This is a genomic window from Corynebacterium vitaeruminis DSM 20294 (assembly GCF_000550805.1).
GTDB classification, from domain to species: domain Bacteria; phylum Actinomycetota; class Actinomycetes; order Mycobacteriales; family Mycobacteriaceae; genus Corynebacterium; species Corynebacterium vitaeruminis.
Genome location: NZ_CP004353.1, coordinates 1243604 through 1267381 on the forward strand (window position 1 = coordinate 1243604; position 23778 = coordinate 1267381).

Sequence of the window (23778 nt, forward strand, 5' to 3'; positions counted from 1 at the left end):
GGGCCCGCGCTTATCCTCAACATTTTCTAAGATTCTATCTTTTATTCGCAAAACCCGGGAAAATGCTACATGGGGGTGAAAACCGTAGGCGTCGTCAAGCAAATGCAACCTTTTCTTTCTCAGCCTACATTAACTACGATAAAAATCGTGAAAAAGATTCGCACGCCACTCGGACGGCTCGCGCTGCTGCTGGCGGCGGGGCTCGCGCTGCTCGGCGGGCTCTACGCCGCGACCGTGCTGCTTGGCTACAACGGGCATCGGCCGCTTTCGAGCCTCGCCTCGAGCCACGGCCCGCTCATGGTCTTCGGATTCGTCGGCGGCGCCATCGCCCTCGAGCGCGCCGTGGCGATCCGCCGGTGGTGGGGGTGGGGCGCGCCCATCGCAAGCGCCATTGCCGTCGCCGCCGTCTTCCTGCACGCGCCGGTGTGGGTTCCCGGCGCGGCGTGGGCAGTCTCGTTTGCGGTGCTCACGGGCGTCTACGCCGAGGCTTATCGACGCCAAGGCTCCCTCGCGCTCATCATCCAGGCGGCCGGATCCGTGGCGGCCGTCTTCGCCGCGCTCCGGTGGGCCGAGGCCGGAGTGTTTACCGACGCGCTGGGGCTGGCGATGATGTTCACCGTCGCGACGATCATCGGCGAGCGGGTGGAGCTCGCGCGGCTCTCGTTCAGCAGGGGACACCGCGAGGAGACCATCACCGTCCTCATCCTCGCCCTGCTCGCGGCGGCGGTGGTGGCGCCCGTGGGTGCGCTGGCCACCTCGATCGAGCGGGTGTTCGGCCTGCTCCTGGTCGCCGTCGCCGTCGCCAGCCTGCGCGCGGACGTGGCGCGAAACCTCGTGCGCACCTCGAAGCTGCCGCGGTTTTCCGCCGCCTGCATGCTGCTCGGCTACGGGTGGCTCGTCGTCGCAGGGCTGGCGATCGCCTTCTTCGGCCTGAGGACCACCGGATTCGCCTACGACGCCTGCGTGCACGGGGTCTTCCTCGGGTTCGTCATCTCCATGATCTTTGCGCACGCGCCAATCATCCTCGGGGCCGTTATCAGGAAGAATCTCCCGTACCACCCCATCCTGTACGCCCCGGTCGTGCTGCTGCACGGCGGGCTGCTCATTCGTCTCGGGGCGGGCGACCTGCTGCGGCACGACGGCATCTGGCGCGCGGGGGCGATCGTGACCATCGTCGCGGTGCTGGGCTTCATAGCGACGGGGATCTTTAGCGGAATAAGTAATCGCGGGAAGGGGAAGCGATGAGCACCCTCGATATTCGGGACCGATCGCTTGCCGCCCGCGGGTGGTGGCACACCGCCGTTGCTCTCATCATGCTGGGCTGGCTCGCCGCCGGGATCGCCATCGCGGTCGCGCGCTGGCTCGGCGCGGATCTTTCCTGGTGGCTGGCCGTCCACTCGTTCACCCTCGGTGTGGTGACGACGGCTCTTTTCACCTACATGACCCACTTCACCGAGGCGCTCACCCGCACCGCGAGCACCGGCTATGCGGGCGTGGCCGCGAGGGTGGTGCTCGTCCAACTCGGGTTGGCGGCACTCATCGCGGGTGGTGCCGGGAACACCTGGACGCCCACCGCCGACATCGGCGCGACCCTCGTGCTCGTGGCCACCGGCTCGCAGATCGTCGTCACGGTCGTGCGGCTGCGCGGCTCGCTCGCCGGGACCTTCGCGGTGACCGTGCCCTTCTACGTCGTGGGCGCGGGATTCATGGTCTGGGCGATCGGGCTCGCGATCGGCGCGAGCCACGGCGCGGGCAGCTACAACCTCGTCATCGCCGCGCACTCGCGGGCGATGATCTGGGGGCTCGTGCTGCTGGCGATGGAGGCCACCGTGGTCACCCTGCTGCCGACGCTCACGGGCACGCCGATCTCCGCGGCGGCGCGCTCGCGCTGCGGCAGGGCGCTGACCGTTCACGCGCTGGCCCTCGGCGCGGCCGAGATCGCGCTGCTGCTCGGGCAGCTCGCCCTCGCGGGCGCGGCGCTCCTGCTCGTGGCGGTCGCCGCGGCACAGCTCATCGTGCCCGTGTTGAGCCAGCTCATGGGCGGGCGCTCACGGCTTAGCTCGGCCCCGCTCGGGGTCATGGCGGGGTTGAGCTGGATGCTGTCGCTGGTGGTGCTCGACGGCCTAGCCCTCGCCACCGGCTTCAACCCGCGGGCGGTGACCCTGCTCATCGCCCCCGCGCTGGTGGGCGGGGGACTCGTGCAGACGATCGTGAGCGTCCTGCAGTTCCTCACCCCGACGCTGGTCGGCCGCGGGCCGGCCGCGCGGGAACGGGCCCAGCGCACGGGCGCCGCGCGGTTGGTGCTGGTCAACTTGGGCGCGCTCACGAGCCTCGCCGCCCCCGACGGCGACCCGCGGGTCCTGGGGCTTGCCTGCATGGGGCTGGGCTTGGTGTGGAGCTTCGCCGCCGTGGCGCGGGCCGTGGCCACTCAATATCGATCGGCATAGGAAGGACAAGGACATGACAATCCCCATCGGCCAGCCGCCGAAAACACCGAAGCCCTCGGCGGGCATCTCCCTGGGCGCGCAGGCGTCCCAGCCGCCCGAGACCCGTTCGCCGGAGTGGGCCGCGTGGGCGCTGGTGGGACTCGCGCTCGTGGCGGTCCTCGTCTTCGCCCTGCCGGGGCTGCGGGCGCTGAGCGCGCCGGGCGCCGCGGAGGGTGGCGCGTCCTCGGCCACGGCTGCTGTCTCGAGCACCGCCACCGTGTATCACATCGAGGCTTCCGACATGCGTTTCGTGCCGGATTCGATCACCGTTCCCGCAGGTCAGGAGGTGGCGCTCGAGATCACGAACGCCGACGCCATGACCCACGACCTCGAGGTTGCTGGCAGAAACAGCGGGCGCATCGCGCCGGGGGACACCGTCACCCTCGAACTCGGCGTGGTTGATTCCGACCTCGAGGGCTGGTGTACCGTGGCGGGCCACCGGCAGGCGGGGATGACCTTCTCGGTCGCGGTGAGTTAGCCGCGACCCCTTTTCGCGCAGCAAAAAACGCCCGCCGGCCTGGGAACTCGGTGTTCACCGGCCGGAGGGCGCCGTTTTCTTGTGCGCGTCGCGGCTACTTCCGCTTGTACGCGCTGCCGTGGGGATTATCGATCGTGGAGTGGGAGCGGCTGTCGTGGAGGAACGAGATGGCCACGAGGCCGATGGCCGCCATGATCGTCACGTAGGCCGGGAACAGGCTGGCGTGGCCGGCATTCTTCAGCCCCAGCGCCACGTACTCGGCGGAGCCGCCGAAGAGCGAGTTGCCCACTGCGTAGGTGAAGCCGACGCCCAGGCCACGGATGTGGATGGGAAACATCTCCGCCTTGAGGATGCCGGAGATCGACGTGTAGCAGGACTCGAAGGCGAGGATGACGATGATGATCGCCGCGGCCGAGACCAGCGAGGACTGGTGACCCAGCAGCATGAACGCCGGGATCGTCGCAAAGAGGGAGAACACGCCGAAGACGATCATGATGTTCTTGCGGCCGACGCGGTCGGAGAAGGCGCCGACGATGGGCTGCATGATCATGTAGATGAACAGGCAGATCGTCATCGTGCGGGCCACGTCGCCCTTGCTGAATCCGGCGGTGTTGATGAGGTACTTCTGCATGTAGGTCGTGTACGTGTAGAAGGTCAGCGAACCGACCGAGGTGATGCCCAACACGACCCAGAAGGAGCGCGGGTGGCGGAAGAGCTCGCGCAGGGAGCCCGCGCCCTCCACGCTGAGCTCCTGGTCGGATGCGGTTTCCTCCAGGCCGTTTCGCAGCCACAGGGAGACCACGGCGGCCAGGGCGCCGATGACGAAGGGCAGGCGCCACCAGCCGTTGGTGATGGCCTCGTCACCTAAGGCGGAGGTCATGATGACCGCAAGCAGGCTGGCCAGCAGCTGGCCTCCGATGAGCGTGACGTACTGGAAGGAGGAGTAGAACCCGCGTCGTCCGGTGGAGGCGATCTCGGACATGTAGGTGGCGGTGGAGCCGTACTCGCCGCCGACCGATAGGCCCTGGATGCAGCGCACGATGAGCATGAGCACGGGCGCGAGTGCGCCGACCGTGGCCGCGGTGGGCAGCGCCGCGAACATGAGGGAGCCCGCGCACATCATGGAGATGGCGATGAGCATCGAGCGCTTGCGGCCGTAGCGGTCGGCGATGCGGCCGAAGAGCCAGCCGCCGATCGGGCGCATGAGGAATCCGACGAAGAACACGCCGGCCGACTTCATGAGCGAGCCGGTCTGGCCGGTGCCGGTAAAGAACTGCTCGGCGAAGTAGACGCTGAAGAAGGCGTAGATGTAGAAATCAAACCACTCGACGAGGTTGCCGGAGGAGGCGGCGAAGATGGCCTTGACCGTGCGCCATTCGATGGGGGCCGCAGTCGGTGCTGGCCTGGTTGCGGTAGTCAAACTCACGGTGAGCCACCTTTCTGTTAACCGAAAGGTACATCGATTAAGATACAACATGTGTCGCGGGTTACAAAGACGCACATTGTGTGGGTGCGAACATGCACCAAAAGGTGGCCGATACCGCGAGACTCATCGAAGCGTGCGCAAGTCGCCGTGGGCGGCGTCGCGCGGAAGTGAGCCCCTCGCCGGTCGCGAAGGGGACGCGCCTAATTCTCGTTCTCGGCGGCAGGCGCCTCGCCCGGGTTCGCCGACTACGAGCGGTGGCCCGGACCCTTGAGCGCGATGACCTTGAAGTCGCCGTCCTTGACGTGCTGGCGTAGGTCGATCTTGTCGAACTTGCCCACGCTGGTCTTGTCGATCGAGTCGACGAACGCCCAGTACTCCGGCAGCATCCAGCTCGGGAAGGTCTCGCGCAGCTTGTCGCGCAGGCGCTCGGCGGTCTCGCGGTTCGGCTCGATGCCCTCCGCCAGCACGGTGACGGCCAGCGGGCGCTCGCCCCACTTCTTGTCCGGGTAGCCGATGACCGCGCACTCGACCACGACGGCCGCCGCCATGACCTCGTTTTCCAGCAGCGTGGAGTAGATCCACTCGCCGCCGGAGCGGATGACGTCGCGGGCGCGGTCGTGAATCGTGAGGAAGCCGTCCGAGGTCACCGAGCCCACGTCGCCGGTGCGCAGCCAGCCGTCGGCGGTGAACTGGTCGGGGGCGTCGTCGACCTCCTTGTTGCGGAACGTCGAGGCGGCACCGGCGCCCTCCTCGGCAGGCGAATGGTAGTAATTCGCGGTGACCCAGTTGCCGCGCACCTGGATCTCGCCCTGATTGCGGTCGGTGGAGGCGACGACCTCGCCGTCGTTGACCACCCGGTACTCGAGCGAGGCGGGGAAGCGCCCCTGGGAGACGCGGTAGTTCTGGCGCGCCTCGCCGCTGGCACCCGACGGCGGGCGGGCCACGGTGCCGATCGACAGGGTCTCGGTCATGCCCCACACGTGGACGATATCGACGCCGTAGCGCTCCTCCCACAGCTTGATGAGCACCGGAGGCACCGCGGATCCGCCGACGAAGATCTCCTGGAGGCTCATGCGCTCCGGCGGGTTGTGGATGTAGTGCACCATGAGCTGAATCCAGATGGTGGGCACGCCGTTGGCCACGCGCGGGTGGGCGTGGGCGATGATGCTCGCCAGCGACTGCGGCGAGAGGTCCGAGCCGGGAAAGACCAGGGGAGTGCCCGACATGAACGCCGCCACCGGCACGCACCAGGACAGGATGTGATAGATCGGCACGCAGCACAGGAACGTCTGGCCGTGCATGATGGCGAGCGAGTCGGTGGTGCGCAGGTTCATGCACTGCAGGTAGATCGAGCGGTGCGAGTAGACCACGCCCTTCGGCGCGCCCGTCGTTCCGGTGGAGTAGCACAGCGCCGCGGCGTGGGTCTCGGGGATGACCGGCCACGGGAAATCGGTGGAGCGGCCGTCGAGAAGCGCCTCGTAGGAATAGCAGGCGATGCCGTCCGGGATGTAGTTCGCGGCGGCGCCGATGTCGTTGCGGCCGATGAACACCACCGCCCGCACGCTGGGACACCCGCCCGAAAGGATCGCGCCCAGCTGCTTGGCCAGTCGCTGGTCGGCGATGATGACCTCGTCCTCGGCGTGGTTTATGATGTGCCGGATCTGGTCGTTCATCAGCTGCTTGTTGAGCGGATTGAACACCGCTCCCATGCACGAGATCGCAAACAGCGCCTCGAGGTGCTCCGCGCAGTTGTGCATGAAGGTTCCCACCCGCTTATCGCCGACGATGCCGAGCTCGTCGCGCAGCGCGTGCGCTAGGGCAGCGGCGCGCGCGCCGATCTCGTGATAGGTGGTTTGCTGCTGCTCGTCGCCCTCCCACGTGGTGGTTTTCGTGTCCCCGTGGATGGATGATCCGTATGTCAAGATTCGTGACACGTTCAGCGGGAGGTCCTGCATCGTCGAAAGCATGACTTTGAGCTTAACCCAGTCTTCAGGCTTTTTTCGCTTGTCGACGCCTACGGCCCCGGCCGCAATCTACGCGAAAAATCGCGCCGAGTTACGACAATGGCGCGAAGGTGGTCTACACTTGGGGGCGAACATTCGTTTGCGCGTTTGTGGAGTGCCCGTCAGGATGCATGTCGCACCGGGCACGAGCCAAACGATGTGCCCCTGCCCCCGCCCCGCTCCCTTTAGTGTGAAGCGGCTGCCTGCGGGTAGGGCGAAGGTTCACATCACTAGCGCTCGCGCTGCTCATCAGCGCGCAAGCGGCGCGTGGTTGCCAACAAAAAATGACGTCGATTCCTCGACACTTTTCCATAAGGATGCTGCCAAGCTAGACGCTTTCATTCCCTCGTCTACATTCCCGCTCCCTTCTTTCCTGGAGCGAAGACGACAACCGGGGTGCCCCACTGCGTGCATTCCTGGGTCGCTTGGTGCAAGCACACGAAAGGACATCTGTGACTGATACAGATAACGGCGCACAGCGTAATCTCGCTGCAATGCGTCTCCCCGAGCTGCGTAAGATCGCCTCCGACATGGGCCTCAAGGGCACCTCGGCGCTGCGCAAGGGTGACCTGATTGCCGCCATCTCCGGCGCGCAGGGGGCAGGTCAGGCTGAGAAGCCGGCAAAGAAGGTCGCGGCTCCCGCCGAGCCCGCGCAGACCGCCGACGCTCAGGAGGCTACTGAGGCTCCTGTGGCTACCGAGGCCGCCCCGAAGCAGGTCGAGCAGGAAGAAAAGGCGGAGAAGGCCGACAAGACTGAGGCCCCCGCCCCCGAGCAGGCCCCCGCCGAGGACAAGCAGCAGGAGGAGAAGCCGCGCCGCCGCCGCGCCGTGCGCCACGAGTCCGCCGAGCTCGCCACCGCCACCCACGAGGAGACCGTAGAGGCCGCGCAGGCGCCCGCGGAGCCCACGTCCCAGGAGGAGCCCGCCAAGGAGGAACCGAAGCAGGCCGAGTCCGGCGATGAGGAGACCCGCTACGAGTCCCGCTCCGCCGCCCGCCGCGCGCGCCGCAACCGTGCCCGCCGCGAGCAGCGTGAGGGCCGCGACGGACGCGACAACCGCGAGGGCCGCGACAACCGCCGCGAGCGCACCAACGAGGCTCCCGCCGAGCAGGCGCAGGATTCCGCTTCCCAGCCTGCGGAAAACGTCGAAAAGCGAGAAGGCGGCGAGCGCGAAGAGCGCAACAATAACAACAACCGCGAGGAGCGCGGCGGCCGACGCAACCGGCGCAACCGCCGCGGGCGTGACCGCGACCGCGACAATAACAACAACGAGGGCGGCAACGAGCAGCGCGAGGACGAGGCGCTGCAGGACATCGCCGGCATCCTCGACGTCGTGGACAACAACGTGGCGTTCGTGCGCACCTCCGGCTACCACGCCGGCCCCGCCGACGTCTACGTCAACACCCAGATGCTGCGCCGCTTCGGCCTGCGCGCGGGTGACGCGATCACCGGCCAGGTCCGCATGCACGGCGAGGCGCACCACTCCGGCCGCGGCCGCAACCGCCAGAAGTACAACCCGCTCGTGCGCGTGGACTCCGTCAACGGCATGACCGTGGAGGAAGCGAAGGCGCGCCCCGAGTTCGCCAAGCTCACCCCGCTGTACCCGAACCAGCGCCTGCGCCTGGAGACGGATCCGAAGATCCTCACCACCCGCGTCATCGACCTCATCATGCCGATCGGCAAGGGACAGCGCGCACTCATCGTCTCCCCGCCGAAGGCCGGTAAGACGACCATCCTGCAGAACATCGCCAACGCGATTTCTACGAACAACCCGGAGTGCTACCTCATGGTCGTGCTTGTCGACGAGCGCCCCGAAGAGGTCACCGACATGCAGCGCAGCGTGAAGGGCGAGGTCATCGCCTCCACCTTCGACCGCCCGCCGGCAGAGCACACCGCCGTGGCGGAGCTGGCCATCGAGCGTGCCAAGCGCCTGGTGGAGCAGGGCCAGGACGTGGTGATCCTGCTCGACTCGATCACCCGCCTGGGCCGCGCGTACAACAACTCCTCCCCGGCGTCCGGCCGCATCCTCTCCGGTGGTGTGGACTCCAACGCCCTGTACCCGCCGAAGCGCTTCCTCGGCGCCGCCCGTAACATCGAAAACGGCGGCTCGCTGACGATCATCGCCACCGCGATGGTCGAGACCGGCTCCGCCGGCGACACCGTCATCTTCGAGGAGTTCAAGGGCACCGGTAACGCCGAGCTCAAGCTGGATCGCAAGATCTCCGAGCGCCGCGTGTTCCCGGCCGTGGACGTCAACCCGTCCGGCACCCGCAAGGACGAGCTGCTACTCGCCCCTGAGGAGGCCAAGATCATGCACAAGCTGCGTCGCATCCTCTCCGCGCTTGACCCGCAGCAGGCCATCGACCTGCTCATCAAGCAGCTGAAGAAGACGAAGAGCAACGGCGAGTTCCTCATGCAGATCGCCAGCTCCCAGACGATGGCAGCAGTGTCCGAGGAGGACTAAGTCTAGATGTCACAAGTTTCCGCAGTAGACGACATCGTCTCCGAGTACCAGGGCATCGAGATGCAGATGGCCGACCCCGAGACCGTGGGCGACCAGGTGCTGTTCCGCAAGCTGTCCAAGCGCTACTCCGAGCTGCAGCCGATCATCAACGTCAACAACGCGCTGGTGCAGGCGCGCGAGGACCTCGAGGTCGCCCGCGAGATGGCGCACGAGGACCACGACTTCCAGGACGAGGTCACCCGGCTTGAGGCCGAGGTGGTCGACAACGAGGAGAAGCTGGCCGACCTGCTGGCACCCCGCGACCCCCACGACGGCGACGACATCGTCATGGAGGTCAAGGCCGGTGCGGGCGGCGAGGAGGCGGCCCTGTTCGCCGGCGAGCTGGTGCGCATGTACCAGCGCTACGCCGATAAGCACGGCTTCGCCACCGAGGTGCTCGACGTCTCCGAGTCCGACCTGGGCGGCGTCAAGGACATGACGCTGACCATCCGCGCCAAGCAGCCGTCCCGCGACGGCGCGTGGAGCGTGTTCAAGTTCGAGGGCGGCGTGCACCGCGTCCAGCGCGTGCCCGTCACCGAGTCCCAGGGCCGCATCCAGACCTCCGCCGCCGGCGTGCTGGTCTACCCGGAGCCGGACGAGATCGGCGAGGTCGAGATCGACGAGAAGGACCTGCGCATCGACGTCTACCGTTCCTCCGGCAAGGGCGGCCAGGGCGTGAACACGACCGACTCGGCCGTGCGCATCACCCACCTTCCGACCGGCCTCGTGGTGACCTGTCAGAAGGAACGCTCGCAGATCCAGAACAAGGCCCGCGCCATGCAGGTGCTGGCCGCGCGCCTGCAGGCGATGGCCGAGGAGGAGGCCAACGCTGAGGCCGCCGAGGGGCGCGCCGCGCAGATCCGCACCATGGACCGCTCCGAGCGCATCCGCACCTACAACTTCCCGGAGAACCGCATCACCGATCACCGCATCGGTTTCAAGGCCAACAACCTTGACTCCGTCCTGGGCGGCGACCTCGATGACCTTCTCACCGCCCTCCGCGCCGCTGAGCGCGCCGAGCGACTGGAAGCCGAGTAACGGCGTCCCACCCCGGCGGGGCGGCAAGCACGATCTTGCCGCCCCGCCGTTGTTCTTCTTTAGGAGGAATTGCATGACCGACACCGTGGGCCAGGCGCTCGCCGACGCCACGACCAGGCTCGCCGCCGCCGGGGTGGACAGCGCGGCGCACGACGCACGGGCGCTGGCCGCCTTCGCGCTTGGCTGCGAACCCCTCGAGGTGGGCCTGCGCCGCGGCGAGCCGATGCCGGAAACGTTTTCCGGGCTCGTAGCCCGTCGCGAGGCGCGGGAGCCACTCCAGCACATCCTGGGCAGTGCGTGGTTCGGCCCGCTGGAGCTAAAGGTGGGCCCGGGGGTGTTCATCCCGCGGCCGGAGACCGAGGTGCTCGCGGACTGGGCGGTTCGCACCGCGCCAGGCGGGAAAATCAAGGTTCTGGACCTGTGTTCCGGGTCCGGTGCGCTCGCCGCCTACGTCGCTCACTACCTCCCCGAGGCCGAGATCACCGCCGTGGAGCTGTCCTCCGGGGCGCTTGCGTTCACCCGCGCCAACCTCCCGGACCGCGTGCGTCTCCTCCAAGCCGACGCCGCCGACCCGACGCTGCTCGCCGGGGAGCGCTTCGACCTCGTCGTGAGCAACCCCCCGTACGTCCCCGAGAGCCCCGATCTTGCCCCCGAGGTGTACTTCGACCCCCACGAGGCGGTCTTCTCCGGTGCCTCCGGCATGGAGCTTATCGACGCCATGGCGCCGAACCTCTTCCGCCTCCTCGCACCCGGCGGGTTGGTCGGCGTGGAGCACGACGACACCACCAGCGAGCTGGTGCAGGCCGCCCTGCGCGGGGCCGGGCTCACCGAGGTCCGCCCGATGGCGGATCTCACCGGCCGGGACCGCTTCGTGATCGGGCGGCGGGCGCTATAGACGTCGACAAGCGAAAGCGATGCGGAAACGGCGACGCATCGCGCGGAGGCCGGGGACCGGGGGAGTAGAATGTGTGCGGGTGCGCCGAGAGCGCGCCGACATGATGTGAGCGCCGGGATGACCCGCGCTCGTGAACTTTATCTGTGGAAAGAGACGATGAGCAGAATCTATAACTGTGCAGATGCCGAGACTCGTGCAACCGCTATCGCGGCTGCCGTGGGGGCGGTCAAGAGCTGCAGGCTCGTCGTGATGCCGACGGACACCCTGTACGGACTGGGCTGCGACGCCTTCGATAACGAGGCCGTTGCCAAGCTGCTGGCCACCAAGCACCGCGGCCCCGACATGCCGGTCCCGGTGCTCGTGGGTAGCTGGGACACCGCGCGCGGGCTCGTGGCCAACTACACCGAGCAGATGCGCACGCTCATCGAGGCCTTCTGGCCGGGCGGGCTCTCGCTCGTCGTTCCGCAGGCGCCGAGCCTGCAGTGGAACCTCGGCGACACCCGGGGCACCGTGATGCTGCGCATGCCGCTGCACCCGGTGGCCATCGAGCTCCTGCGTGAGACCGGTCCCATGGCCGTGTCCAGCGCGAACATCTCTGGCCAGGCGCCGTCCACCACCGCCGTGGCGGCCAAGCAGCAGCTCGGCGCTGCGGTCAACGTCTACCTCGACGGCGGCGAGACCCCGGTGGGTGTCGCCTCCACGATCATCGACCTGTCCGGCTCACACCCGAAGATCCTGCGTGAGGGCGCGATCTCCGCCGAGCGCGTGGCCGAGGTGCTCGGCGTGGACCCGGAGAGCATCCGCTAGATGGGTGCGGGTGTCGCTGGCGTGCCGATGCGAGAACTGGCCTTGGTCATTCTCGTCGCGGCCGCCTTCACCTACCTCACCACGGGCCTAGTGCGCTACTGGATGGTGCGCACGGGGCGAGTGGGGGAGATCCGCGAGCGCGACGCGCACACCCAACCCAAGCCGCGCCTGGGCGGGCTGGCCATGTTCGCCGGATTTCTCGCCGCGGTTTTCCTTGCGGGCCAGCTTCCAGCCTTGACTCGGGGCTTCCAGCCCATCACGCCGGAGATGAGCGCGGTGGTCGCCGGGGCGTTCGTCATCGTCGTCGTGGGAGTCATCGACGACCTCTGGGACCTCGACGCGATCACCAAGCTGATCGGGCAGATCCTCGGCGCCGCCGTGATGAGCTTCCTCGGGCTGACGTGGACATTGCTCTTCGTCCCGTTCGGCGACGGCACGACCCTCCTCCTCGACCAGACGGTGTCCACCTTCGTCACCGTCATCTTCACCGTGACGCTCATCAACGCCATCAACTTCGTCGACGGCCTCGACGGGCTCGCGGCCGGCCTGGGCATGATCGCGGGGCTGGCGATCCTCATCTTCTCGCTCACCATCCTCCACGACCAGGGCGGCATGGTCTCCGCCTACCCGCCGGCCATCATCGCGGCCTCGCTCGTGGGGATCTGCGCGGGCTTCCTTCCGCACAACTTCGAGCCGTCGCGCATCTTCATGGGCGACTCCGGCTCGATGCTCATCGGCTTCCTGCTCGCCGCCGCGTCGACCTCGGCGAGCGGCAAGATCAACATGGGTCTCTACGGCACCGCGGACATGGTGGCGCTCATGTCGCCGATCATCGTGGTGGCCGCGGCGGTGTTCGTGCCGATGCTGGACCTCGTCATGGCGATCGTGCGCCGCATGAGCAAGGGTATGTCGCCGTTCACGGCCGACAAGATGCACCTGCACCACCGGCTGCTTTCCCTCGGTCACACCCACCGCAGGGTGGCGTTGGTCCTCTACCTGTGGGTGTCCGTGGTCGCCTTCGGGGCGGTCGCGTTCTCCGTGGTGCCGCCGCTGGTGGCAACGATCGGCATCCTTCTCGCGGCCGCGGTGGCGCTGCTGGCCACCCGGGGACCCGCGCGCCGCGCGCGGGAGCAGAGCGCCGCGACCACCCGGGTGGTCGCGGAAGAGCCTCCCCGCTAGCTCCTCGTGTTGCATGGGGTGCTGGTGGGGAAGGTAGGATGTCACTTCGTGAACGAAGCAAGCACTCAGCCGTCCAAGTACGATGACCACCGCCTGCCACTCCAGAAGGCGCTCAAGGGGGGATCACTCGCGATTGTCGCGATCACCGTGGTCTCGCTCATCGCCTGGGGAGCGGCGAAGGGGATGCCGGGGGTCTGGGGCGTGGTCATCGGTGCCCTCATCGGCGGCGGCTTCGTTCTCCTGACGGCCGTCAGCGTGCTTCTTACCTCCAACTCCGACGTCGCCACCACCGGCGCGGTGATCCTCGGCGGCTGGCTGGTGAAGCTGATTCTCCTCATCGTCGTCTTAGTCATCATCCGGCACATGGAGTTCTACGACCACGTGGCGTTCTTCGTGACCGTGATGCTCGCGCTCATCGCGGCGCTTTCCGCAGAGGTGTGGGCCATCGTAAGCAGTAAAGTCACCTACATCGGATAGTCGCGGGGGTAGTAGCTTCGGCGCGCGGCGCTAATAATTTGGCCGGTGTCATCCACGATGGATGGCGCCGGCTTTCTTCATCGTTTCCGATCGGGCAGCGGGGCGAGGCCTTGATACGTGGGGAAAGGCGGCCATCTTCGCCTGCGGGCGGCACTGCTTCGAGATGGAAATAAATGCACGAACTTCATAATTTGTGCACTGTGTGCGGGGGACGCTGGGGGAGCGGCGCGCCGCGGGAATGTTTGGAAATACTCCAAACGAAGGGGGTGCATAAAGGGGGTAATATTTGGGCCCGTTCTCGTTTGTGACAGAGCTTACAATGGTCTGTTTTCCCCGCTAGACGCCCATTGTTGGGAACCGAACTTGATGGGTAAGAAAAGGCCACTTCGGCATGACGGAATTTCTCAAAATCGCCTGATAATCTAAGCAACGGGTTGGCTGAAGTAGGCCTATTACTTATGGGTTTATTTCGGCACTTGGTCCCCTGTGAAGGTCGTGCTGATGTGCGACGGAATCCACGATTTTCGCAGAGAGTTTTTTTTAGACGTCCATCGCACCGCAACGGCTCCGAAAGAGTCGTGCGGCCCGAACACGGGAGAGAACGCTGAGCGTTACATTACTGTCCATGAAGGGTGAGTTTCTCGCACCCAATTTGGACCACGAATTTTTCCCGGAACCCGTGTGGTTCGCCGATGTGGCGAACGGCTGGTTCACAATCGACCGTCTGATGTTCGTCCGCCTGCTTATGGCACTCGTCCTGGTGATTTTCTTCGCTGTGGCAATGCGCAACCCGAAGCTCGTTCCTTCGGGCGTGCAGAACGCCGCGGAGTACCTCCTCGACTTCGTCCGGATCCACATCGCTGAGGACATCCTCGGAAAGAAGGAAGGCAACCGGTTCCTGCCGGTCATCGCTACCATCTTCTTCGTGGTGCTCTTCGGCAATCTGCCTTCGGTCATTCCGTTCCTGAATATCTCCCCGAACGCTCGCGTTGGTATGCCGATCGTTCTGGCTGTTTTCGGGTACATCGCATTCTTCTATGCAGGCGTGAAGCGTTACGGGCTCTTCAAGTACATGAAGTCCTCGGTGGTTATTCCTAACCTGCCGCCGGCCCTTCACATCCTTGTTGTGCCTTTGGAGTTCCTCTCCAACTTCATCCTGCGTCCGGTCACTCTGACTATCCGTCTTATGGCCAACATGCTCGCAGGCCACTTGATTCTGGTTCTTCTGTTCTCGGCTACCAACTTCTTCTTCTGGCAGCTGAATGGATGGACCGCGCTTTCTGCTGTGACGGTTGTCGCCGCAGTCGCGTTCTCGCTGTTCGAGCTACTGGTGATCTTCCTGCAGGCCTACATCTTCGCCCTGCTGTCCGCCGTGTACATCGAACTGTCGCTGCACGCCGACGAACACTGACCCCGTTTGATACGCGGATCATAAGTTTCACATACATTCACATATCGCCCACGACGACAACGATTCTTCAATCGTGGGCATCTAGAAAGGGAACGACACTCTCATGAACGAAGTCATCCTCGCTGCTAGCACTGACGGCGTTTCTGGCTCTCTCGCAGCTGTTGGCTACGGCCTCGCCGCCATCGGCCCTGGCATCGGCATCGGTGTCCTCGTTGGTAAGGCCCTCGAGGGTATGGCACGTCAGCCCGAGATGGCTGGCCAGCTGCGTACCACCATGTTCCTGGGCATCGCCTTCACTGAGGCCCTCGCCCTGATCGGCCTGATCGCTGGCTTCATTTTCTAATAAACAACGACACACGAAAGTCGGTCAACAATGACGAACGTCATCAACTTTTTGGCAGCGGGCGAGGAGACCTTGCCGCTCGAAGAGCACCCCAGCGTGCTGCTTCCCGCTGCGTATGACATCACTTGGTCGCTCGTCGTGCTCGTTGTCGTTCTGATTCTCTTCTGGAAGCTTGTCCTTCCGAAGTTCCAGGAAGTACTCGCAGAGCGCGAAGACCGCATCAAGGGTGGTATTCAGCGTGCTGAGGCCGCTCAGTCTGAGGCGAAGGCCGCGCTCGAGAAGTACAACGCTCAGCTTGCTGAGGCTCGTGCCGAGGCTGCGGAAATCCGCGAGGAGGCCCGCACCAAGGGTAAGCAGATTGAAGCTGATCTGAAGGCTAAGGCTCAGGAAGAGAGCAACCGCATTATCGAGTCCGGTGAGAAGCAGTTGGCAGCCCAGCGCGAGCAGGTCGTTGCCGAACTTCGCCGTGAGATGGGCCAGAACTCCATCAACCTTGCAGAGCGCCTGCTCGGAGACCAGCTCTCCGACGACGTCAAGCGCTCCGGCACGATTGACAAGTTCCTGGCTGAACTCGACACCGTCACTCCCGCAGGAAAGTGAGCACAATGCACGCAGCGAGCCGCGAAGCACTAGCGACTGTTTCGTCCAACCTCGATACCGCACTGTCTGAGGGGACGAACGCTGTAGCCGTTGGCGCACAGACTGGCACCGAGCTTTTCGACGTCGTCGACTCCCTCGACGGTGATCGTCAGCTGCGCATCGCGGTTGCGGATGCCTCCGCAGCCCCCGAGCAGCGTGCTGGCCTGGTGTCTGCTGTGTTTGGCAATAAGGTGTCTCAGTCCACGCTGGAGGTCATCATCTCCGCAGCGCGTCAGACCTGGTCGAGCCCGCGCGAGTTCCGCGCAGGCCTGATCGAGCTTGGCCGCCGCGCCCTGCTGCGCAGCGCAGAGAACCAGGGTCAGCTTGCACAGGTGGAAGACGAGCTCTTCAGCCTGTCCCGCCTCCTTGAAAAGGAGCCAAGCTTGACTTTGCTTCTCGACGATCGCAGCACCGATGGCAACCGCAAGCGCGAACTGCTGGCGAAGGTGCTGTACGGGAAGGTCACCTCGGTGACCGAAGCCCTTGCACTCCAGGTCATTGGCCGCCGCGAGAAGAACTCCATCGACGACATCAACGCCCTCTCCAAGCAGGCAGCTGCTCTGCAGGGTCGCGAGGTTGCCGAGGTCGTCTCCGCAGCGCAGCTGAATGACGGACAGAAGCAGGCATTGGCACAGAAGCTAGAGCGAATTTATGGTCGCGAGATGAACATCCACTCTGAGGTTGATCCCAGCCTCCTCGGTGGCATGGTCATCCGTGTCGGCGATGAAGTTATCGACGGATCCACCTCGGGCAAGCTCGAGCGTCTCCGCACGACCCTCGTCTGACGCGACAACAAGTGAAATATTAGAAATTGCTGGAAGAAACAACCGAGAGCAGGAAGAACATGGCGGAGCTTACGATCTCCTCCGATGAGATCCGTAGCGCGATTGCGAACTACACCTCGAGCTACTCCGCGGAGGCCTCCCGTGAGGAGGTCGGCGTGGTCATTTCGGCAGCTGACGGTATTGCCCAGGTCTCTGGACTGCCTTCAGTCATGGCGAATGAGCTCCTTGAGTTCCCAGGTGGCGTTATTGGCGTCGCACAGAACCTTGACACCGACCGCGTCGGCGTCGTGGTTCTGGGTAACTACGAGTCCCTCAAGGAGGGCGACGAAGTCAAGCGGACCGGTGAGGTCCTCTCTATCCCGGTCGGAGATAAATTCCTCGGCCGCGTTATCAATCCACTGGGCCAGCCAATCGATGGCCTGGGTGCTATCGAGGCCGAGGTAGACCGCGTCCTCGAGCTGCAGGCACCATCCGTGCTGCAGCGTCAGCCAGTCGAGGAGCCGATGCAGACCGGCATCAAGGCTATCGACGCAATGACCCCAATCGGCCGTGGTCAGCGCCAGCTGATCATTGGTGACCGCAAGACCGGTAAGACCGCGGTCTGCATCGACACCATCCTTAACCAGAAGGCTAACTGGGAGTCCGGCGACAAGAACAAGCAGGTTCGCTGCATCTACGTCGCCATCGGTCAGAAGGGCTCGACCATCGCAGCCGTTCGCAAGACCCTCGAGGAGCACGGCGCCCTCGAGTACACCACCATCGTCGCTGCTCCGGCATCCGACTCCGCCGGCTTCAAGTGGCTGGCACCGTTCGCCGGTGCTGCCCTTGGCCAGCACTGGATGTACCAGGGCGACCACGTCCTGGTCATCTACGATGATCTGACCAAGCAGGCCGAGGCCTACCGTGCGATCTCCCTGCTGCTTCGCCGCCCGCCGGGACGCGAGGCTTACCCGGGCGACGTCTTCTACCTGCACTCCCGTCTTCTGGAGCGTGCTGCAAAGCTCTCCGACGACATGGGCGCTGGCTCGCTGACCGCTCTGCCGATCATCGAGACCAAGGCTAACGACGTCTCCGCCTTCATCCCGACCAACGTTATTTCTATTACCGATGGTCAGGTCTTCCTCGAGTCCGACCTCTTCAACAAGGGTGTCCGCCCGGCTATCAACGTCGGTGTGTCCGTCTCCCGTGTTGGTGGTGCCGCTCAGACCAAGGGCATGAAGAAGGTTTCCGGCTCCCTGCGTCTGGACCTGGCTTCCTACCGCGACCTGGAGGCATTCGCTGCCTTCGCGTCCGACCTGGATGCCGCTTCCAAGGCTCAGCTTGAGCGCGGCGCTCGCCTCGTCGAGCTGCTGAAGCAGGCTGAGAACTCCCCGCAGTCCGTCGAGCACCAGATCGTCTCCATCTGGCTCGCAGGCAACGGCCATTTCGACTCCGTTCCCGTCGTTGATATCCGTCGCTTCGAGTCCGAGCTGATCGAGAACCTGCGTTCCGGTCACCCGGAGGTGTTCGAGCAGATCGCTGGCGGCACCCCGCTGTCCGAGGAGTCCCAGAACACCCTGGTTTCCGCAACCGAGGCTTTCAAGCGCACCTTCCAGACCACCGATGGCACCCCCGTCATTAACGAGCCTGAGGTCGACGCGCTGGCAGCCGAAGAGGTCAAGAAGAACCAGCTGAAGGTCAAGAAGTAAAGCCAGCACAGGCTTTTCTAGATAACCCATCAACAGGAAAAGAAGGGAGGCGAAAGATCCATGGCAAATCTTCGCGAATTGCGTGACCGCATCAAGTCGGTCAACTCAACCAAGAAGATCACAAAGGCCCAGGAGCTGATTGCGACTTCTCGCATCACCAAGGCCCAAGCCCGGGTCGAGGCTTCGCAGCCTTACGCCACCGAAATTCACAATGTGATGGAGCGTCTGGCCTCAGCTAGTTCCTTGGATCACCCGATGCTCCGCGAGCGTGAGGGCGCCAACCGCGCCGCCATTCTCGTCGTGTCGAGTGACCGAGGCATGGCCGGTGGTTACAACTACAACGTCTTCAAGAAGGCAGCTGAGCTGCAGAAGCTTCTTGAGGAGTCCGGCTATGAGGTTGTACGCTACGTCACCGGAAACAAGGGTGTTGGCTACTACAAGTTCCGCGGCGAGAACGTCGCGGGCTCGTGGACTGGCTTTTCCCAGGATCCGACGTGGAAAACTACCCATGACGTTCGTCGTCACTTGCTTGACGGCTTCAACGCCACTTCCGAAGGCACGACGAAGTGGCGTGAGGGTCTCAACTCCGAGGAGGGCCAGGGCGTTCAGGGCTTCGACCAGGTGCACGTCGTGTACACCGAGTTCGAGTCCATGCTCACCCAGACCCCGCGAGCATTCCAGCTGCTTCCGATCGAGCCGGTCATCGAGACCGTCGAGATCGAGAAGGGCCCGGATATCCTCACCGATACCGGCTCGCCAGAGGCGGACGTGGAATTCGAGCCAGATGCGGATACCCTGCTGAGCGCGCTGCTCCCGCAGTACGTGTCCCGCAGCCTGTTCGCCATGTTCCTCGAGGCTTCCGCTTCGGAGTCCGCATCGCGTCGTAACGCGATGAAGTCTGCTACCGACAACGCTTCGGCGTTGGTCAAGGACCTGTCTCGCATCGCGAACCAGGCCCGCCAGGCGCAGATTACCCAGGAAATTACAGAGATCGTCGGTGGCGCTGGCGCGCTCGCCGAAAGCGCAGAAAGTGACTAGATAATGACCACAGCTCTTGCAGAGCAGAACACGCAGTCCGCGGGCACCGCGGGTCGCGTTGTGCGCGTCATCGGTCCGGTCGTCGACGTGGAGTTCCCGCGCGGCGAGCTGCCGGCACTGTTTAACGCGCTGACTGTCGAGGTCACCCTCGAGGCAGTCGCAAAGACCATCACGCTTGAGGTCGCCCAGCACCTGGGTGACAACCTCGTGCGTGCCGTTTCGATGGCTCCGACCGACGGCCTCGTCCGCGGTGCCGTCGTTACCAACACTGGCAAGCCAATCTCCGTGCCTGTCGGCGACGTCGTCAAGGGCCACGTCTTCAACGCCCTCGGTGACTGCCTCGACGAGCCGGGCCTCGGCCGTGACGGTGAGCAGTGGGGCATCCACCGCGACCCGCCGCCGTTCGACCAGCTCGAGGGTAAGACTGAGATCCTGGAGACCGGCATCAAGGTCATCGACCTTTTGACCCCGTACGTGAAGGGCGGCAAGATCGGCCTGTTCGGTGGTGCTGGTGTGGGTAAGACCGTTCTTATCCAGGAGATGATTACTCGTATCGCACGCGAGTTCTCCGGTACCTCCGTCTTCGCCGGCGTCGGCGAGCGTACCCGTGAGGGTACGGACCTTTTCCTCGAAATGGAAGAGATGGGCGTCCTCCAGGACACCGCCCTTGTGTTCGGCCAGATGGACGAGCCGCCGGGAGTTCGTATGCGCGTGGCCCTGTCCGGCCTGACCATGGCGGAGTACTTCCGCGATGTTCAGCACCAGGACGTGCTGCTGTTCATCGACAACATCTTCCGTTTCACCCAGGCCGGTTCTGAGGTTTCGACCCTGCTGGGTCGTATGCCTTCCGCCGTGGGCTACCAGCCGACCCTGGCTGACGAGATGGGTGTGCTCCAGGAGCGCATTACCTCGACCAAGGGTAAGTCGATTACCTCGCTGCAGGCCGTTTACGTCCCTGCCGACGACTACACCGACCCGGCTCCTGCAACGACGTTCGCTCACCTGGACGCCACCACCGAGCTTGACCGTGGTATCGCTTCCAAGGGTATTTACCCCGCTGTGAACCCGCTGACCTCTACCTCTCGTATCCTCGAGCCGGGTATCGTCGGCGAGCGCCACTACAACGTGGCTCAGCGCGTGATCAACATCCTGCAGAAGAACAAGGAGCTTCAGGACATCATCGCCATCCTCGGTATGGACGAGCTGTCTGAAGAGGACAAGATCACCGTTCAGCGCGCGCGTCGCCTTGAGCGCTTCTTGGGCCAGAACTTCTTCGTCGCAGAGAAGTTCACGGGCATCCCGGGCTCCTACGTCCCGCTGTCCCACACCATCGACGCTTTCGAGCGTATCTGCAACGGCGACTTCGACCACTACCCGGAGCAGGCCTTCAACGGCCTGGGTGGCCTGGACGATGTCGAGGCTGCGTACAAGAAGATGACCGGAAAGTAGGGGAGGCACGAGCATGGCTGACATCACCGTAGAACTCGTCTCCGTAGAGCGCATGCTGTGGTCTGGACAGGCCAGCATGGTCACTGCGCAGACCACCGAAGGTGAGATCGGCGTGCTGCCCGGCCACGAGCCGGTTCTCGGCCAGCTGGTCGAGAACGGTGTCGTGACCATCCGTCCGGTCGACGGCGACAAGCTGGTCGCTGCCGTCCAGGGTGGCTTTTTCTCCGTCTCCAAGGAGAAGGTCTCCATCCTTGCAGAGTATGCAATCTGGTCCACGGAGGTTAACACCTCCGCGGCCGAGGCAGACCTGCAGGCAGAGGATGAAGTGTCGAAGGCACGTGCCGAGGCTGAGCTGAAAGCCGTGCGTCGTAGCGCCGAGAAGTAATTCTTCGGAGGCTACTGCACAATTTCAGTGTGAAGGGCGCCGCCGGATCGAGCAGATCCGGCGGCGCCCTTGTTCGTTTGCATGCGCTCCTGGCGCGGGTTTTCTTTGGGTCAAGCTGAAATTTCTTTGAGCTAGCCGAGCGGGTATTATCTTTAAACAACAAAGCTTTTTGTTGATGAGGACCTATTCAACCTTGCGGTGCAAAGGACGTTGTTAGCGGTGGAGTACGTTGTTATTGCCTGTGGCGCGGTGATTGCGCTTGTCCTTGTTCTGGCCGCGTGGCGCTTCTTCACCCTCAGGTCCAACGGCACCCCTGTCATCCTGCGCCGCCTCCCAGCGGACGGCTCCCACGGCTGGCGTCACGGCGTGTTCCGCTACAACGGGGATGAGATCAAGTACTTCATGCTGCGCTCGCTTGCGCCCACCGCCGATCACGTCTTCCACCGCACCCTTGTCGAGCTTCGAGGTCATCGCGACGTCACCAGTCGCGAGGCCTCTTTTTTGTCGTCGCCCAAGGCCCTCCGGTTCAGCTACGAGGGCGTGGACTACGAGCTGGTCTGCGGCGCGCACGCAGAGATGGCCTTCACCGCGTGGGTGGAGGCCGCCCCGGACTCGCGGATGAAGCGCATCGATCCCAAGGAGCTGCGCCGCCGCATGCGCCGCGAACGCTAAGCCCACGCAATTACGCCGACCCTGCCCACCGCGGGCAGGGTCGAGTGCTTTCTGCGGGTGGGGATTCGGTTATGGTGGAGGGCATGCGTCTTGTCATTGCTCGCTGTAGCGTCGATTATGTTGGCCGCCTCGAGGCACACCTGCCGCTGGCGGACCGCCTCCTCATGATCAAGGCGGACGGCTCGGTGTCCATCCACGCCGACGACCGGGCCTACAAGCCGCTCAACTGGATGACCCCGCCGTGCAGCCTCACCGAGGAGGCCCTAGAGGGCGAGAGCGGCGATCCCGTGGCCCTGTGGACCGTGGAGAACAAGAAGGGCGAGCAGCTGCGCATCACGCTCGACGCGATCCACAGCGACCTCTCCTACGAGCTGGGCGAGGACCCGGGCCTGGTCAAGGACGGCGTAGAGGCGCACCTCCAGGAGCTGCTAGCAGAGCACATTGAGACCCTAGGCGAAGGCCACGAGCTTATCCGCCGCGAGTACCCGACCCCGATCGGCCCCGTCGACATCCTGTGCAAGGACGCCGAGGGCGCGACCGTGGCCGTGGAGATCAAGCGCCGCGGCGGCATCGACGGCGTGGAGCAGCTCAGCCGCTACCTCGACCTGCTCAACCGCGACCTTCTGCTCGCCCCGGTCCAAGGCGTGTTCGCCGCCCAGGAGATCAAGCCCCAGGCGCGCACGCTCGCCGAGGACCGCGGCATCCGCTGCGTGACCTTGGATTACGACGCCCTGCGCGGCATCGAGTCCACCGAGCTGCGCCTGTTCTAGCGGCGGGGAGAGGAAGGAGAGCGCAGTGGGGCGCAAGAACCGGAGGCAGATGCCGAGCACGCACGCCCTGCCCAAGGACGGGGCGACCTTTTACGGCACGCAGGCCGTCGAGGGGCCTGGCTGGACCAACGGGGAGATCTTCCTCATGCGGCACATGGGCTCGCACGCGGCGGTGAAGTACTACATCTGCCCGGGCTGCAACCAGACCATCCCGCCGGGGATCGCGCACATCGTGGCGTGGCCGCGGGACTACGGTCGCGAGGCCGAGGACCGGCGGCACTGGCATCGCTCGTGCTGGGAGCGCCGCTAGCCGTAGGCGTCGACAAGCGGGCAAAAGAAAAGCCGCACCGAGGTGCGGCCGTGAGAGTTACTTGACGGGCTGGGTGAGCTCGAGGAGAACTCCGCCCGCGTCCTTCGGGTGAACGAAGTTGATCTTTGCTCCGCCGGTGCCGACCTTCGGGGCGGGGTAGAGCAGGCGCACGCCCTGCTCGGTGAGGTGCTTGGACAGAGCCTCGATGTCGGAGGTGCGCAGGCACATCTGCTGCAGGCCGGGGCCCTTCTTGTCGATGAACTTGGCGATGGTGGAGTTCTCGTTCAGCGGGGCCAGCAGCTGGATCATGCCGTCGGTCTCCTTGAGATCCTTCGGGCCGATCATGGCCTCGGTCACGCCCTGCTCCTCGTTGGTCTCCTGGTGGTGGTTGACCCAGCCGAAAGCGGAGCGGTAGAACTCAACCGCGGCGTCCAGGTTGGGCACCGCGATGCCGACGTGATCCAGGCAGATGACCAGCTCGTGGGGGATTTCGATGGAAGCAATGTCGTTACTCATGGTTCCAAAGTTTAGTCCTCCACCGCACATCGCGCAGATGAATGTGACCGATACTTCGCCCGAACAGAAGAAAACACACACGCTTTTTTCGCTTTTCGACGTTCACCTCCGGCGGGCGGCCGCTCGGGCATAGACTGGGGCCATGATTATCGCATTCTCCGTTGCCCCCACCGAGACCCCCAACGCGCAGGCCGAGATGGCCGACGCCGTGACCGAGGCCATCCGCGTGGTGCGCGAGTCGGGCCTGCCGAACGAGACCAACGCCATGTTCACCCTCGTCGAGGGCGAGTGGGACGAGGTCATGGACGTGGTTAAGGGCGCCACCGACGCCGTGCTTGCCGTGTCCCCGCGGGTCTCGCTGGTGCTCAAGGCCGACATCCGGCCCGGCCACACCGGGCAGATCACCTCGAAGGTCGAGGCGGTCGAGCGCCGGCTGGCGGCCTCCGAGTAAACGCCGCGGAACAATAACGTCGCGTTGAGAC

Annotated in this window: 24 protein-coding genes; 21 read left to right on the top strand and 3 right to left on the bottom strand. The window is 64.7% G+C overall.

Annotated elements, in window-relative coordinates; all coding sequences use genetic code 11:
• Window positions 1–147 precede the first annotated feature (147 nt).
• From B843_RS05790 to B843_RS05800, 3 genes are read left to right on the top strand one after another with little or no spacing between them, the layout of a single operon-like run.
• Window positions 148–1245, top strand: coding sequence for a hypothetical protein (locus B843_RS05790; protein ID WP_025252573.1), 1098 nt, complete (start codon window positions 148–150; stop codon window positions 1243–1245).
• A complete protein-coding gene (locus B843_RS05795; protein ID WP_025252574.1) occupies window positions 1242–2447 on the top strand; it encodes a hypothetical protein in 1206 nt (401 codons plus the stop codon). Before B843_RS05790 ends, B843_RS05795 begins: the two co-directional genes overlap by 4 nt.
• Window positions 2448–2460: 13 nt before the next feature.
• A complete protein-coding gene (locus tag B843_RS05800; RefSeq protein WP_025252575.1) occupies window positions 2461–2964 on the top strand; it encodes a cupredoxin domain-containing protein in 504 nt (167 codons plus the stop codon).
• Between the two features lie 94 nt (window positions 2965–3058).
• On the opposite strand, the gene B843_RS05805 is transcribed toward B843_RS05800, so the two are convergent.
• Complete coding sequence (locus tag B843_RS05805; RefSeq protein ID WP_038595329.1) at window positions 3059–4390, bottom strand: MFS transporter; 1332 nt, start codon at window positions 4388–4390, stop codon at window positions 3059–3061.
• A gap of 245 nt (window positions 4391–4635) precedes the next feature.
• A complete protein-coding gene (locus tag B843_RS05810; protein ID WP_025252577.1) occupies window positions 4636–6357 on the bottom strand; it encodes a long-chain fatty-acid--CoA ligase in 1722 nt (573 codons plus the stop codon).
• A 488-nt stretch (window positions 6358–6845) separates the two neighbouring features.
• Here B843_RS05810 and rho point away from each other — a divergent pair, with 488 nt between their 5' ends.
• The 17 genes from rho (at window position 6846) to B843_RS05895 (ending at window position 22780) form a co-directional block, all read left to right on the top strand.
• Entirely contained in the window at window positions 6846–8855 is a 2010-nt protein-coding gene (gene rho / locus B843_RS05815; protein WP_025252578.1) for a transcription termination factor Rho, read from the top strand.
• A 6-nt stretch (window positions 8856–8861) separates the two neighbouring features.
• Window positions 8862–9932 (top strand): peptide chain release factor 1, encoded by a 1071-nt coding sequence (gene prfA / locus B843_RS05820; RefSeq protein ID WP_025252579.1) that lies wholly within the window; start codon window positions 8862–8864, stop codon window positions 9930–9932.
• 73 nt (window positions 9933–10005) lie between these two features.
• Window positions 10006–10827, top strand: a complete 822-nt coding sequence (gene prmC, locus B843_RS05825) for a peptide chain release factor N(5)-glutamine methyltransferase (RefSeq protein WP_038595332.1) — start codon at window positions 10006–10008, stop codon at window positions 10825–10827.
• A gap of 156 nt (window positions 10828–10983) precedes the next feature.
• Entirely contained in the window at window positions 10984–11634 is a 651-nt protein-coding gene (locus B843_RS05830; protein WP_025252581.1) for an L-threonylcarbamoyladenylate synthase, read from the top strand.
• Window positions 11635–12813, top strand: a complete 1179-nt coding sequence (locus B843_RS05835) for an MraY family glycosyltransferase (protein ID WP_025252582.1) — start codon at window positions 11635–11637, stop codon at window positions 12811–12813.
• A gap of 48 nt (window positions 12814–12861) precedes the next feature.
• Window positions 12862–13290, top strand: coding sequence for a hypothetical protein (locus B843_RS05840; protein ID WP_025252583.1), 429 nt, complete (start codon window positions 12862–12864; stop codon window positions 13288–13290).
• A 625-nt stretch (window positions 13291–13915) separates the two neighbouring features.
• The gene (atpB, locus tag B843_RS05845) at window positions 13916–14701 is read left to right on the top strand and encodes a F0F1 ATP synthase subunit A (protein ID WP_025252584.1); all 786 of its coding nucleotides are present in this window, start codon (window positions 13916–13918) and stop codon (window positions 14699–14701) included.
• A gap of 103 nt (window positions 14702–14804) precedes the next feature.
• Complete coding sequence (locus tag B843_RS05850) at window positions 14805–15044, top strand: ATP synthase F0 subunit C (RefSeq protein ID WP_025252585.1); 240 nt, start codon at window positions 14805–14807, stop codon at window positions 15042–15044.
• Between the two features lie 30 nt (window positions 15045–15074).
• Entirely contained in the window at window positions 15075–15644 is a 570-nt protein-coding gene (locus B843_RS05855) for a F0F1 ATP synthase subunit B (protein WP_025252586.1), read from the top strand.
• Window positions 15645–15649: 5 nt separating this feature from the next.
• Window positions 15650–16468: a F0F1 ATP synthase subunit delta gene (locus tag B843_RS05860; RefSeq protein WP_025252587.1), complete on the top strand. Its 819-nt coding sequence runs from the start codon at window positions 15650–15652 to the stop codon at window positions 16466–16468.
• A 59-nt stretch (window positions 16469–16527) separates the two neighbouring features.
• A complete protein-coding gene (atpA, locus tag B843_RS05865) occupies window positions 16528–18156 on the top strand; it encodes a F0F1 ATP synthase subunit alpha (RefSeq protein WP_025252588.1) in 1629 nt (542 codons plus the stop codon).
• Between the two features lie 60 nt (window positions 18157–18216).
• The gene (locus B843_RS05870) at window positions 18217–19194 is read left to right on the top strand and encodes a F0F1 ATP synthase subunit gamma (protein ID WP_025252589.1); all 978 of its coding nucleotides are present in this window, start codon (window positions 18217–18219) and stop codon (window positions 19192–19194) included.
• A gap of 3 nt (window positions 19195–19197) precedes the next feature.
• Window positions 19198–20643 (top strand): F0F1 ATP synthase subunit beta, encoded by a 1446-nt coding sequence (gene atpD, locus B843_RS05875; protein WP_025252590.1) that lies wholly within the window; start codon window positions 19198–19200, stop codon window positions 20641–20643.
• A 13-nt stretch (window positions 20644–20656) separates the two neighbouring features.
• Window positions 20657–21028 (top strand): F0F1 ATP synthase subunit epsilon, encoded by a 372-nt coding sequence (locus B843_RS05880; protein WP_025252591.1) that lies wholly within the window; start codon window positions 20657–20659, stop codon window positions 21026–21028.
• Window positions 21029–21247: 219 nt separating this feature from the next.
• Window positions 21248–21700, top strand: coding sequence for a DUF2550 domain-containing protein (locus B843_RS05885; RefSeq protein ID WP_025252592.1), 453 nt, complete (start codon window positions 21248–21250; stop codon window positions 21698–21700).
• An 83-nt stretch (window positions 21701–21783) separates the two neighbouring features.
• A complete protein-coding gene (gene nucS / locus B843_RS05890) occupies window positions 21784–22470 on the top strand; it encodes an endonuclease NucS (protein ID WP_025252593.1) in 687 nt (228 codons plus the stop codon).
• Window positions 22471–22495: 25 nt separating this feature from the next.
• The gene (locus tag B843_RS05895; RefSeq protein ID WP_025252594.1) at window positions 22496–22780 is read left to right on the top strand and encodes a hypothetical protein; all 285 of its coding nucleotides are present in this window, start codon (window positions 22496–22498) and stop codon (window positions 22778–22780) included.
• Between the two features lie 57 nt (window positions 22781–22837).
• On the opposite strand, the gene mce is transcribed toward B843_RS05895, so the two are convergent.
• The gene (gene mce, locus B843_RS05900) at window positions 22838–23296 is read right to left on the bottom strand and encodes a methylmalonyl-CoA epimerase (protein ID WP_025252595.1); all 459 of its coding nucleotides are present in this window, start codon (window positions 23294–23296) and stop codon (window positions 22838–22840) included.
• A gap of 142 nt (window positions 23297–23438) precedes the next feature.
• Between mce and B843_RS05905 the strand changes: the two genes are divergently transcribed.
• Window positions 23439–23747 carry a thiamine-binding protein gene (locus tag B843_RS05905; RefSeq protein ID WP_025252596.1) on the top strand — a complete coding sequence of 103 codons (309 nt, stop codon included), beginning with the start codon at window positions 23439–23441 and terminating at the stop codon, window positions 23745–23747.
• Window positions 23748–23778 lie beyond the last annotated feature (31 nt).